The organism is Veillonella magna DSM 19857 (assembly GCF_000428745.1).
GTDB classification, from domain to species: Bacteria; Bacillota; Negativicutes; order Veillonellales; family Veillonellaceae; genus Veillonella_A; species Veillonella_A magna.
This window is the reverse complement of the sequence record NZ_AUAN01000009.1, coordinates 1-12,986: the sequence shown is the minus strand read 5'-3', so window position 1 is coordinate 12,986 and position 12,986 is coordinate 1. Positions and strand designations below refer to the sequence as shown.

General features: G+C 45.2%; 11 protein-coding genes. 8 read left to right on the top strand and 3 right to left on the bottom strand.

Annotation, left to right across the window (positions count from 1 at the left end; all coding sequences use genetic code 11):
• The first annotated feature begins 6 nt into the window (after nt 1-6).
• Complete coding sequence (locus G344_RS0104030; RefSeq protein WP_028255079.1) at nt 7-849, top strand: RluA family pseudouridine synthase; 843 nt, start codon at nt 7-9, stop codon at nt 847-849.
• A 212-nt stretch (nt 850-1,061) separates the two neighbouring features.
• Here G344_RS0104030 and G344_RS0104025 read toward each other — a convergent pair whose 3' ends face one another.
• Entirely contained in the window at nt 1,062-2,429 is a 1,368-nt protein-coding gene (locus tag G344_RS0104025; RefSeq protein ID WP_028255078.1) for an NCS2 family permease, read from the bottom strand.
• A 206-nt stretch (nt 2,430-2,635) separates the two neighbouring features.
• Between G344_RS0104025 and G344_RS0104020 the strand changes: the two genes are divergently transcribed.
• The 4 genes from G344_RS0104020 (at nt 2,636) to G344_RS0104005 (ending at nt 6,883) form a co-directional block, all read left to right on the top strand.
• Nucleotides 2,636-3,052, top strand: coding sequence for an RrF2 family transcriptional regulator (locus tag G344_RS0104020; RefSeq protein WP_028255077.1), 417 nt, complete (start codon nt 2,636-2,638; stop codon nt 3,050-3,052).
• Nucleotides 3,053-3,193: 141 nt separating this feature from the next.
• The gene (locus G344_RS0104015; RefSeq protein WP_038154925.1) at nt 3,194-3,640 is read left to right on the top strand and encodes a MarR family winged helix-turn-helix transcriptional regulator; all 447 of its coding nucleotides are present in this window, start codon (nt 3,194-3,196) and stop codon (nt 3,638-3,640) included.
• A gap of 249 nt (nt 3,641-3,889) precedes the next feature.
• Nucleotides 3,890-5,116, top strand: a complete 1,227-nt coding sequence (locus G344_RS0104010; RefSeq protein WP_028255075.1) for an MFS transporter — start codon at nt 3,890-3,892, stop codon at nt 5,114-5,116.
• Nucleotides 5,117-5,392: 276 nt separating this feature from the next.
• Entirely contained in the window at nt 5,393-6,883 is a 1,491-nt protein-coding gene (locus G344_RS0104005; protein ID WP_028255074.1) for an aldehyde dehydrogenase family protein, read from the top strand.
• Between the two features lie 496 nt (nt 6,884-7,379).
• Here the strand turns inward: G344_RS0104005 and G344_RS10640 are convergent, their stop codons facing one another.
• Both G344_RS10640 and G344_RS0103995 read right to left on the bottom strand, forming a co-directional pair.
• A complete protein-coding gene (locus tag G344_RS10640; protein ID WP_051245736.1) occupies nt 7,380-8,822 on the bottom strand; it encodes a HAMP domain-containing sensor histidine kinase in 1,443 nt (480 codons plus the stop codon).
• Complete coding sequence (locus G344_RS0103995; RefSeq protein ID WP_028255073.1) at nt 8,800-9,474, bottom strand: response regulator transcription factor; 675 nt, start codon at nt 9,472-9,474, stop codon at nt 8,800-8,802. Before G344_RS0103995 ends, G344_RS10640 begins: the two co-directional genes overlap by 23 nt.
• A gap of 561 nt (nt 9,475-10,035) precedes the next feature.
• Here G344_RS0103995 and G344_RS0103990 point away from each other — a divergent pair.
• The 3 genes from G344_RS0103990 to G344_RS10635 form a co-directional block, all read left to right on the top strand.
• Nucleotides 10,036-11,757, top strand: a complete 1,722-nt coding sequence (locus G344_RS0103990) for an FAD-binding protein (RefSeq protein WP_028255072.1) — start codon at nt 10,036-10,038, stop codon at nt 11,755-11,757.
• A gap of 1 nt (nt 11,758) precedes the next feature.
• Nucleotides 11,759-12,715, top strand: coding sequence for a succinate dehydrogenase/fumarate reductase iron-sulfur subunit (locus G344_RS0103985; RefSeq protein ID WP_028255071.1), 957 nt, complete (start codon nt 11,759-11,761; stop codon nt 12,713-12,715).
• Nucleotides 12,715-12,986: heterodisulfide reductase-related iron-sulfur binding cluster (locus G344_RS10635; RefSeq protein WP_038154923.1), on the top strand; the 272-nt coding region annotated here is incomplete at its 3' end. The genes G344_RS0103985 and G344_RS10635, both read left to right, overlap by 1 nt.

Below are 12,986 nucleotides of genomic sequence, written 5' to 3'. Positions count from 1 at the left end.
ATAGGTATGGCACGAAAAACAAAACGGCCCGATGATTGGGTGCGACTGATTACCGATGAGGCTACCAACATGACATTGGGAGCGTGGCTTGATACGAAAGGCTATCCGCGGTCAGCGATGAAGACGCTGTTTCAAGAAAAGCTGGTTCTCGTCAATGACAGAAAGGCGAATCCGAAAACAATCGTAACGAGCGGTGACGAATTGCGTCTGCAGATGCCGAAGGAGTCTATCGATCACGAACCGATGGAAGGACCGTTAACCATTGCCTATGAAGATGAGGATTTGTTGATGGTCGATAAGCCGGTGGGATTGACGGTAAATTCTGCCGGACAGGAATCCATGGCCAATCGGATTGCGGCGTATTTCAAAGCGCAGAAAGAATGGCGCAAGGTGCGCTTCCTAAATCGTTTGGATCGAGATACATCCGGTCTTTTGATTGTGGCAAAAAGCGGCTTGGCGCAGAGCTTGTATCAACAGCAGCTGGAAGAGAATAGTCTGGAAAAATGGTACACCGCCGAAGTGGTGGGCCGGTTGGAAGGTGACGGTGTGATTGAACTTCCTATGCGGCGTAGTCAGGACGGGATTCATTACGAAGTGCATGAAGAGGGCAAGCTAACCAAGACGGCGTATACGGTAATCACTGCCGGCGATGACGTATCGACGGTGTGCATTCGCCTTTACACGGGCAAGACGCATCAGATTCGTGTAGCCATGGCTCATATCGGTCATCCCTTGCGATATGATAGTTTATACGGAACGGCAGTGGAGGGTAAGACCTTTTCCCTTCGCGCATCGAAGGTGTGCTTTACATCGTTGCGAACCGGACAGCGCGTGGAAGTAGAAGTATAAGTAGAAGTATGAGTATAAGCATAAGGCCATAAAGATGATGAAGTAGAAAGTGTATAGCTTTGGGGGATATGAATAAAGAAAGCTAAATAAAGATAGCCAGGCAAAGAAAGCTAAGCAAAGAAAAAAACTCTTACCTTGGGTAGTCATCAAGCTGTGATGGCGTCCCGTAGGTAAGAGTTTTTTAGATTCAGAGGTATGCGTATACTAGGAAATTAGTACCAAATGTAACGGATGAGTACGATAAGAGCGAGGGGATACATAATCCATTTTACTTCGCTTGTACGACCGGCTACGATTTTCATCAACGGATATAGGATAAGACCGGCGGCCACACCGTTGGCAATGCTGTAAGTAAACGGCATTAACGCGATAACGAGGAAAGCCGGGAACCCTTCGGTCCAGTCGCTGAAATCGATATCTTTAATGGCTTCCATCATCAAGGCGCCTACCAGAATCAATACCGGGGAGGTAGCGCAGTTAGGTACTAAGGTGATGATCGGTGCGAAGAAAAGACATAACAGGAACATAACACCGCAAGTGACGGCAGTTAAGCCCGTACGTCCGCCGGCACCGACACCGGAGGCACTTTCTACAAAGGCGGTAATGGTACTGGTGCCGAGTAAGGAACCAAAGCTTACGCCGACGGCATCGACAGTCATTGCTTTGCCGAGTCCGGGGAATTTACCTTCCTTCGGTTTTGCAATTCCCGCTTTGGTAGCGGTACCAATCAAAGTACCCATGGAGTCGAACAATTCTACAAAGGTGAACGAAAAGATAATCGTCACGAGTCCCATATGAAAGGCGCCGGGAATATCCAGCTGGAAGAACGCGGCTTTACTAAAATCCGGAACGGAAATAATACTGAAGTTCTGCGGCAGCTGTGCGTTACCGGTGATATAGGCCAACAAAGTGGTAGCAATAACACCGATGAGAAGAGCCCCTTGTACGCGGCGGGCCATGAGAATGGAGGTAAAGAACAAGCCGAAGAGAGCAAGCATTACTTGCGGATCGGCCAGGTTACCCATGGTGAGTAAGGTTTCTGTGGAGCTTGGTGTCAAGTGCCCCTTGGTAGCCGCTACTTGTGCTACCGTATCCGGTAACAGCGAAAGGGTAATGGTCATTAAGCCGGATAATTTTAAACCTATAATAGTAATGAAGAGACCGATACCGACGGTAATGGCAATTTTCATTGAAGCCGGAATCCCTTCAACAATCATTTGGCGCACGGTGGTTAAGGTCAGTACGAGAAAGACGATACCGGAAATGAAGACAGCACCTAATGCCGTTTGCCAAGGAATACCCATGCCGAGTACAACGGTGAATGCGTAAAAGGCGAGTAAGCCTACGCCCGGTGCCAAGCAAATCGGGTAGTTAACAAAAAGGCCCATGGCAATGGTTACAAGGCCGCCGCCCAAGGCAGTGGCGATGAGTACCGCATCCTTATCCATACCGGCAATACCTAAGATGTTAGGTGCCAGGAAGAGAATGTAGGCCATGGTAATAAAGGTTGTTAAGCCGGCGATGATTTCCGTCTTAACGGTGGTGTTTCTCTCTTGGAGAGCAAACAGTTTTTCTAACATTTTTACACCTCCGTAAAAATATACCTCTGAAATCGTTGATAAATTGATTTCAAGTTTATTGTACCATGGACATCCGTTTCTGGGGAGAGCCAATAAAGTTGTTATCCGTACTGATAGCTAAATATATACCTTGGAGACTCTTCATTTTGCATACGAGGTATGCTATAATGTGTGTATCAATTCCTACTCTGAAAGGGGTATTAAGTATGAAGATTTCTACGAAAGGTCGCTATGCATTACGTGTGCTTGTCGATTTGGCAGAGCATAGCCAAAATAAAAATGTATCGATTCGCGAAATTGCGGAGCGTCAGGATATTTCCGATAAATATCTGGAAGGCATCGTCGCCAGACTTAGTGCAGCAGGGTACGTAAAGAGCGTGCGCGGTAAGTACGGTGGCTACCGGTTGACGAAGGAACCGAAGGACTACACCGTGTATGATATTCTCCGCGTAGCAGAAGACTCGATTGCATTGGTCGCTTGCCTTGAAACGGAAGAAAATCAATGCCCTCGCAGTAAGACATGTATGACATTGCCGTTGTGGGAGCATATGCAAACGCAGTTCCGCGAGTATATGAGCGGTGTTACGTTACAGGATGTATTGGACAAGAAATTTGATATGTAGCGATATGAATGCGCGCCGAGTGTCGGTTGCGCATTTATTCGTTTGCACCTGTCTATGAGGCGCTGCTTTCTTGACATCTTATGGGGAGTTGTATAGAATTATATTGTGATAAATTGTTTTGTATAAGGAGATAACAGACTGATGAATGACGATTTATTAGCATTAAAAAATCAGTTATGCTTTCCCTTGTACGCCTGTGCAAAGGAAATAGTTCGCGCTTACCAGCCGTTACTGGATCCGCTGAATTTAACGTATACGCAGTACATTGTTATGATGGTGCTGTGGGAGCATAAACAGATGAATGTAAAGTGCTTGGGCGAGTATTTGTATCTTGACTCCGGCACATTGACGCCGTTGTTGCGCAAGATGGAAGCCAAAGGCTTTCTGACGCGGGAACGGTCAAAGACCGATGAACGCACGGTGATTATTACGATTACCGAGGAAGGCGAAGCTCTTCATGAAAAGGCGTTATCGGTGCCACAAGAAATGGCAAAACGGGTACATTTGACGGAAGAAGAATTTGAAACGATGTACCGGTTACTGTATAAAATGTTGGCTCAGTTAACGAAACGAGAACAAAAAGTGTAGTTGCATGTACGGCAATCGGTATGTGCAGGTACGGGATGTACCATGAGGTATGTGTAGGAACTCCTTGAAGTATGGCTTCAAGGAGTTTTCTGTGTTGCATAGATTGTTATGGTGCTATGAACGTATAGCTCTTATGATGTTATAAATATATACTTCTCATGGTGTTATAGATACTGATAGTATAGTAATATAAATATATAAGTATATAAGTATATATAAAGTTATAAAAGTAAAGAAGGAAGGGATTCGATGGATCATACAACCGGAGGTATGCGAAATGTATGGATTTTATCCGTCTGTATGGCGGCATTATCTATTTGCTATACAATGCTGGTTCCGTTTTTGCCGGTGTATTTGTTAGAGCTGGGTGTCGGTGAAAGCAGTGTTGCCATGTGGTCCGGCGTCGTATTTTCGGTAACTTTTTTAGTGGCCGGTATTATGGCTCCTATTTGGGGGCGAATGGCGGATACACATGGGAAAAAAATTATGGCTATCCGTGCCGCCGTGTTGATCGGCATTACCTATATTTTGACAGGAATGGTTACCGACCAATGGCAGCTGTTCTTGACACGGGCCTTGATGGGATTTGCCAATGGCTTTATGCCGGCGGCTATGACGATGGTATCGCTTAGTGTGCCCCAAGAAAAAGCGGGGACGGCCCTGGGGATTTTTCAGACAGGCTTGATTGTCGGAAATGTTATCGGCCCGTCGTTAGGCGGGATGGTAGAAGCGGTCATCGGTATGCGACCGGTATTTTACGTAGCCGGGATTGTTCTTTTTGTTGCGGCGGCGGTGGTGTATTTCTTTGTTAAGGAACCGCATGTGGCGATGAGTGAAGAAGAACGACAGCAGGCGAAGAAAACTTCGCTTCGTGATGATTGGCGTATCGTGCGCAGCAAGAAGGTGCTGACGGAATTATTATGGCTCTTCTTCATTATGCAAGGGGCTATTTTGATGTTGCAGCCGATCTTGGCATTATATGTAGGACGCATGCAGGGTACTATGGAAGGGGCCGCCATGTTGTCCGGCATGATTTTAAGTATCGGCGGTATGGCCGGTGTGGTAACGACGAATTTATGGGCGTCCTTTGGTCAGCGGAAGGGATACTTTAAAGCAATTTCCTTTGCTTTGACAGGGACGGGCATCGTACTGTTATTGCAAAGTTTGCCTTTCGGTATTTGGTGGTTCGGTGCGCTTCAGGTATTGGTAGGCTGCTTTATCGTTGGTGTAAACCCTTCCTTGAGTGCGGCAGTTACGGTGAATACGGAGCCGGGGGTACGCGGTCGTGTCTTCGGTATGTCAACGACGGCTCAGCAGTTTGGCTGTATGGTAGGTCCGTTGTTTGCCAGTATTGTTACTACGGTTATCGGCATCCAATATGTATTTCTCATTACCGGTGTGTTACTTGCTGTAGTAGGCATTCGAGTATACCGTGTATGGGTGATTGGGGTCAGAAAACGTCCCGGGGAAATATAATATATAGAATCCTCTAAGATAGTGATAATATCTACGGTTTTTGTATACAAGATTAAGTACCAAATAGGAGCTTTCTCGATGAGAAGGCTCCTATTTTTGTTACGCGGGACAATAAAATTAAATTGAAAAATATCGATTGAGTGATATAATAAAAGTACATCGAAGATGTTAGATGAGATGTACAGTTAACTTTGATTGGATATATGACGGCGACGCTATGTCGTCCCCGGTGGTATTCAATACGAATACCTGGCTTTTACAAAGGAGGCTATACCTATGAGCGTAACATTGAAAGAAACCTATGGCTTGTTGATTAATAACGAATGGCGTCCGGCATCCGACGGTGCTACGTATGCAGCATACAGCCCGGCTACCGGTGAGTTGCTTGCTCACTGTGCAGAAGCTACGAAGGAAGATGTAGACGCTGCCGTAGACGCAGCAACGGTTGCTTTTGAAACTTGGAAAAAGACGACGCCGATTGAACGTGCCGACTATCTCTTGAAAATCGCTGATGCATTGGAAGCTAAAAAAGAACATTTTGCTATGGTAGAAACCTATGACAACGGTAAACCGATTCGCGAAACAATGAACGTTGATGTTCCGTTCGCTATCGATCACTTCCGTTACTTCGCCGGTGTCATTCGCGCCGAAGAAGGTTCCGCTACTATGCTCGATAACAATACATTGTCCTTGATTTTGAACGAACCAATCGGTGTAGTCGGTCAGGTTATTCCGTGGAACTTCCCGTTCCTCATGGCTGCTTGGAAATTGGCTCCGGCATTGGCTGCCGGTTGTACGGTAGTTATTAAGCCGTCCAGCCATACCTCCTTGAGCCTTCTTGAATTCGGTTCTTTGTTGGCTGACATTTTACCGGCCGGTGTTGTAAATATTATTACCGGTAAAGGTTCTAAATCCGGTCAGTATATCTTGGATCATCCGGGCTTCAGTAAATTGGCCTTCACCGGTTCTACCGAAGTTGGTCTCAGCGTATACCAGGCTGCATCGTCTCGTTTGATTCCGGCAACTCTCGAATTGGGTGGTAAATCCGCTAACATTTTCTTCGAAGATGCTAAATGGGACATGGCTATGGATGGTGCTATGTTGGGTATCCTCTTCAACCAGGGCCAGGTATGCTGCGCCGGTTCCCGTATCTTCGTACAGGATACCATTTACGATAAATTCGTAACGGAATTGGCTAAACACTTTGAAAAAGTAAAGGTTGGCTTGCCGTGGAACGAAGACACACAGATGGGTGCACAGATTTACGAAGGCCAGGTTAAGAAGATCCTTGAATATGTTGATATTGCTAAGAACGAAGGCGCTCGCGTTTTGGCCGGCGGTGAACGCATTACTGAGGGCGAACTCGGTAAAGGTTGCTTCGTACGTCCGACATTGATTGTTGATGTAACCAATGATATGCGTGTAGCTCAGGAAGAAATCTTCGGACCGGTTGCCGTTGTTATTAAATTCCACGACGAAGCCGATGTAATCAAGATGGCTAACGATAGCATTTACGGTCTTGGCGGTGGTGTATGGACCCGCGATATCAACCGTGCTATCCGTGTAGCACGTGCTATCGAAACCGGCCGTATGTGGGTAAATACCTATAATGCAATCCCGGCAGGGGCTCCGTTCGGTGGTTACAAGCAATCCGGTATCGGTCGTGAAACGCATAAGATGATGCTCGAACATTACAGCCAGAAGAAAAATATTCTTATTAACTTGGCGGAAAATCCAAGTGGCTTCTATGATGTAAGCGATAAATAATTAAAAACCATCATTCTTCATAAGTAACTTTGATTCACTGAGTTTTTACTACGTAACCTAAACATAACCACATAGCTTTACAGGTAAACAGAATATATAAAGCAACAGGCCCCCGGCTCTACGATAGTGTAGAGCCGGGGGCCTGTCGGCATATTAGGGTGCGTGTCAGTCCACGACGATTGGGTTATAGACAAGACACTGTCACTATACACAACACTCTTACGTTCATACGACAAAAAAGAAATGAATGCAGGCAATTGAAAAGCAGGAATTCGGGGAGAATTCCTGCTTTTCATGTAAGGGGAGTGTTAGTGTTAATCAAATGAAAGCCTTTAGCCGCCAGCATTGGATGAACAGGGAGGATTCAAACCAATACCGTTCCCTGCAACTAATGGTAATGTAATGCCGATGGGGTATCGTCATTACCTCTCACTTGATGGTTAGAGTATACAAAGGAAAAATGAAAAGAAAATGAAATTTATGAAAGATTTTAAATTTATTTGTCGTTAGTTGATTCTATGAATTCATCAAATTCTAAGATGAATTCTGTTTTAACATTAGGTGTACTGCGTGCGTAGGCCTTAGCACCGTGTAGTTTAATTACATTTTGTACAAAGTATAAACCCAGTCCCAATCCTTGATTATTGGATTTGGTACGTGATGTTTCCACTTGATATAAGCGATCCCAAATTTTGGTCAAATCACTTTCTTGAATGCCGATACCATTGTCACTTACAATGATGCGTACTGTTCCATCATGATTTTTTGCACTGATACCAACTTTGTCCGTGGTAAACTTCATAGCATTGTCCAGAAGATTACCGATAGCACGTTTTAAGAATGTTGGGTTCCCTACGATTTGTAAGTGCTGTGCGATTTGGGTATCGAAGGTAAGATTCTTATCGGCACATAAGCGGGAATAGCCTTGGCTGATGTCTTCTAAAAATTGTGAAAGATTGAAGGGGCGCATTTCGATATCGCGCATCGTATCAAGACGAGCCACGTCGAGAAGTTGAGTTACCATCGATGTCATAAAACGACTTTGTTTAAAGATGTGCTCAAAGCTTTCCTTCGCTTCTTCCACGGATGTAATGTAGGTGCGACCGTAATCGCTTTCGGCCTGAATAACGGCAATCGGTGTACGTAATTCATGGGATACATCGGAGCTAAACTGCTTTTCGCGCATCGATGATTCTTCCAGGTTTGTCAGCATGCCGTTAAATGTATCCGATAAGGTAGCAATCTCGTCATGACTGTTGACGGTCTGTTCAATACGTTGGGACAAGTCACGGTTGCGACCGATTTCCGCTGCCGTTTGGGTAATCATACGAATCGGTTTTAGACCGCGCTTAATTAACCAATAACCGCCACAGGTGCCGATGACAAGAAAAGCAAGGCCGCCAAACATGAGAGCCATGAGCATAATATTGGTACGACGGTTAATGGTTGTTACCGGTAAGATGCCGCGTACCCAACCGTGAAATTCACCGCTATGACTGGGTGAGTCATAATAGTAGTAGGTAGATTCTTTGGTGGTTAGCTCTGTAATGCGATGAGGTGACAAGATGATACCGCTAGGGAATCCATCGGGAATGGCACCTTTTACGGCAATGCCGTTATCGGTGTACATGACCATGAAGATGCCGTCGTGATACGGATGGAAACGCTTGGGATTATCGGCTACGTTGATGACGGTAGCCTGAAGCTCACCGCGCAGCTCCGAATCTTCCCACAGATTGGTGAACTGCATGATAAAGGTGGAAAGCAACAGGAGCATGAGCAACAAGAAGATGGAATACCAACCGGTGATTTTAATAGTCAAAGGCAGGCGGCGCAGATTGTAACCGATGCTTTGCCGGGATATTGTTTTTAGGTGGGTACACAGACGGCGAAAGCTAAAGCCATCGCCGGCGGAATCACTTCTCCACTTTGAAAACATAACCGACTCCTCGTACCGTATGGATTAGCTTGGTGCCATCACCGGTATCAATTTTTTTACGTACATCCTTAATGTATACATCAATCAAATTGGAATAGCTTTCGTAATCATATTCCCAGACATGATCTAAGATTTGTTGCCGGGATAGCACAATGTTTTGGTTGCTTGCCAAATAGTACAATAAATCAAATTCCTTGGCAGTAAGAATAATAGGCTCTCCGTTCAATACGACAGAACGGCTGCGACTGTTAATGGTCAGCGGACCGGCTACGAGATCGTCGTGCGCTTGGTTATTGCTACGGCGTGCCAAGGCATAGACGCGAGCAATAAGTTCTTCGAATTCGAAAGGCTTTACTAAGTAATCGTCGCCGCCTAAGTTAAGTCCGTCTACCTTATCCTGCAGAGAATCCTTCGCCGTCAAAAAGAGTACCGGTGTTTTATTGCCTTCTTCACGCATGTGTTTCAAAACACTGAGACCATCCATCTTTGGCATCATAATATCCATGATGACTACGTCGTAGCCGGATGTACTTAAATAGTCCAGTGCTTCTTCGCCGTTAAAGCAGCAATCGACGGTCATACTTTCCACGCGTAAACGTTTAGCAATAATATTGTTTAGCATCTCTTCATCTTCTACAACAAGTATTTTCATTGCAATCCCCCTTAGCATAGAGCAATCTAAGCGATGGCCAATAAAATGTAGACCATCTTTCTTTTTTTCTATTATATAGTATTCTTTGATACAGTATAAAGAGTCGGTATGAGAAAACTATGAAGTAGTATGACGTCAAATGCAAAAAAGGTTCTATAATTGTGTTTTTTGCATACATTGGACGTTTTTTTGACGGAAGAGTGCATAGCGCGAAAAAATCTGTGAAAATTATTTTCAATTTCTTTATAGAAAGTTATGAATGTAGTTTGTTTTTCAAGTTGAGAGGTGATGATAAATAGGCTGATAGAGTAGGTATAGCACTGTTAGTTTATTGTTGGATAGGTATATTCTTCTCATAAATCCCTATAAAATATCAGGTATTTTAATAAATGATATAAATTATCAGTTAAAAGGCGTGATTTTAATTATGCGTATTTGATTTTGGACAAAAATATCAAAAAATCATTATAATTAAGCAGTAAGCTATGGAGACGGATAGATTCCGGAGGGGATTATCGCGTCTTACTCTATAGGTAATAGGTACAGTTGAGGAGGTACATTATGGAACAGTTTGATGTTCTGGTAGTAGGTAGCGGCGGTGCAGGTCAGCGTGCAGCATTAGAAGCAGCTTCCCGTGAAGGTTTGCGCGTAGCTCTTATTACGAAAATTTATCCTACCCGTTCGGCTACAGCAATGGCTCAGGGCGGTATTAACGGTGTGTTGAATAACGTAGCCAAAGAAGATACGATTGAGGACCATATCTTCGATACCGTTAAAGGTAGCGATTACTTGGGTGACCAGGATGCTATCGAATTCTTTATCAGCCGTTGCCCGGAATGCATCAAAGAATTAGACTATTTCGGTGCTCCGTTCTCCCGTACAAATGAAAACAAAATTGCTCAGCGTAACTTCGGTGGTCAGGCATATCCACGTACTTGCTACAGTGCCGACAAAACCGGTCATGTAATTGAGCATACATTATATGAACAGTGCTTGAAGGAAAATGTACACTTCCTTCAGGATTGGTATATGTTAGACATCGTTAAAGCCGATGACGGTAGTGTAGGCGGTGTAGTTGCTTGGAACATGAAGGAAGGCCGCGTAGAGAAGATCGCTGCTACGGCTGTAGTTATTGCTACCGGTGGTGCAGGTCGTATGTTCTGGACGCGTACGTCCAATCCGTACCTTTCCACAGGTGACGGCATGGCTGCTTGCTTCCGCGCCGGTTGTGCTTTGAAAGACCCGGAAATGGTACAGTTCCATCCGACCGGTCTTGGTAAGAGCGGTATCTTGATGTCCGAAGCCGTACGCGGTGAAGGCGGTTACCTCTTGAACAATAAAGGCGAACGTTTCATGGAAAAATACGCACCGAGCAAAATGGAATTGGCTCCGCGTGACGTGGTAGCAAAAGCTATCGAAACAGAAATCGCCGAAGGTCGCGGTTTTGGCGGTACCGGCCTTGATGCATATGTAGTTGCGGATGTTCGTCATCTGTCCAAAGAAGTTATTTTGGAAAAATTACATGGTATTCGTGACTTGGCAATTACCTTCGAACATGCGGATCCGTTGGTACAGCCGATTCCGGTTCGTCCGACTTGCCATTACTCCATGGGCGGTATCGATGTAAAAGATTTCAAAACTTGTGCTACCGTAGTACCGGGCCTCTTCGCTGCCGGCGAAGCTGCTTGTGTATCCGTACATGGTGCTAACCGCTTGGGTGGTAACTCCTTGGCTGATGCCGTTGTATTCGGTAAAGTAGCCGGTGAAGGTGCTATTGCTTATGTAGAAAACAACAGCGCTAAAAATGCAGAAAAAGCGTTGAACGATGCAGCTAACGCTTGGGAAGCAAAATTCAAGGAAGTAACAAGCCGTACCGAAGGTCGTCCGATTGCTGAAATCCGTGACGAAATGGCATTGGCTATGTGGAATAAGGTAGGTATCTTCCGTGAAGCTTCCAAGATGGAAGAAGCACTTGCTACCTTGAATAAATTGATTGAAGAATACAAGACTTGCTACGTAGGTGACTCTAACCGTACGTTTAACATGGCCTTCGTAAACTATGTAGAAGTAGGCAGCCTCTTGACGGTAGCCAAAGCCGTAGTTCTCGGCGCTCTCCGTCGTAAGGAAAGTCGCGGCAGTCATTTGCGTGAAGACTTCACGAAACGTGATGATGCTAACTTCTTGAACCATACCCTCATCAGCCTCGGTGAAGATGGTGAATACCAGGTAGGCCAGAGCGATGTTGTAATTACGCGTTTCGAACCAAAAGAAAGGACGTACTAAGATGAGACAGATTACGTATCATATCCACCGCTACAACGAAGGTCGCTCCTATGTACAGACCTATACCTTCGATTATGAACCGGACCGTACTATCCTTTGGGGTCTGCAGAAAATTAAAGACACCATTGATCCGAGCTTGACGTTCATCGCTGCTTGCCGTAGTGCTGTTTGCGGTGCGTGCTCCATTAAAATCAACGGTCAGGCTATGCTCGGCTGCGAAAGTAAAATCGATGAATTGGCTGAACGTTTCGGTAGCGATGAATTCGATATCGCACCGATCGGTAACTTCGATGTCATCCGTGACCTTGCAGTAGATTGGGAAGCTAAGGTTAACCGTCTTAAGACGGTAGCTCCGTGGATTTTCATGAAACCGGAATACACTAAGACGACAGCGACTCGTCAGACTCCGGAAGATTTCAAAAAATTTGTTATGAATACAGAATGTATTCTTTGCGGTTGCTGTGCATCCGAATGTAATAAATTGAGTGCCGGTCGCGAAGACTTTCTCGACCCGTATGTATACACCAAAGCTAACCGTTTTGTAAAAGATTCTCGTGACGATGCTCCGATGGCACATGTTAATCCGGCTTTTGAAAACGGTCTCTGGAAATGCGTTCACTGCATGAACTGTATCTCCCGTTGCCCGAAACACTTAAAACCGGCTAAGGATATTTCTGAACTTCGCGCAGTAGCTACACGCGCAGGCCTCAGCAACAAGGGTACGCGCCATGCTGTAGCTTTCAAGCAAGACCTTATGAAGACCGGTCGCTTGAACGAAGTAACGATGAGTCTCAAGACAGATGGTCTTGTAGATTCTGCAAAACAGGGTCTCTATGCTATGCGTCTGTGGGCTCATGGTAAGATTAACCCGTTAGAATTGATCGTGCCTCATAAACCGGTAACCGGTATCCAAGGCGTGCGCACCATTATTAAAGCAGCAGAGGAGGCAGAAAAATAATGAAATACGCATTTTTCCCGGGTTGCGTTCTTGAAGGCGCAGCGAAAGAAGACTACGTTGCTACGAAAGCCGTGGCTAAAAAATTGGGTATTCAGATCGAAGAGCTCGATGGCTGGACCTGCTGTGGTGCATCCCATGTACAGGATATCGATCCGTTGGCTATTTTAGCTACGAATGCTCGTAACATCGCCTTAGCTGAACAGCAAGGACTTGACCTGATGACAGTGTGCAACACATGTACGCTTATGCTTCGCGAAGCTAAAAATGAATT

Coding starts and splice junctions, on each gene's coding strand:
- G344_RS0104030 (WP_028255079.1), top strand. CDS start 7: ATGGCACGAAAAACAAAACGGCCCGATGATTGGGTGCGACTGATTACC.
- G344_RS0104025 (WP_028255078.1), bottom strand. CDS start 2,429: ATGTTAGAAAAACTGTTTGCTCTCCAAGAGAGAAACACCACCGTTAAG.
- G344_RS0104020 (WP_028255077.1), top strand. CDS start 2,636: ATGAAGATTTCTACGAAAGGTCGCTATGCATTACGTGTGCTTGTCGAT.
- G344_RS0104015 (WP_038154925.1), top strand. CDS start 3,194: ATGAATGACGATTTATTAGCATTAAAAAATCAGTTATGCTTTCCCTTG.
- G344_RS0104010 (WP_028255075.1), top strand. CDS start 3,890: ATGGATCATACAACCGGAGGTATGCGAAATGTATGGATTTTATCCGTC.
- G344_RS0104005 (WP_028255074.1), top strand. CDS start 5,393: ATGAGCGTAACATTGAAAGAAACCTATGGCTTGTTGATTAATAACGAA.
- G344_RS10640 (WP_051245736.1), bottom strand. CDS start 8,822: ATGTTTTCAAAGTGGAGAAGTGATTCCGCCGGCGATGGCTTTAGCTTT.
- G344_RS0103995 (WP_028255073.1), bottom strand. CDS start 9,474: ATGAAAATACTTGTTGTAGAAGATGAAGAGATGCTAAACAATATTATT.
- G344_RS0103990 (WP_028255072.1), top strand. CDS start 10,036: ATGGAACAGTTTGATGTTCTGGTAGTAGGTAGCGGCGGTGCAGGTCAG.
- G344_RS0103985 (WP_028255071.1), top strand. CDS start 11,759: ATGAGACAGATTACGTATCATATCCACCGCTACAACGAAGGTCGCTCC.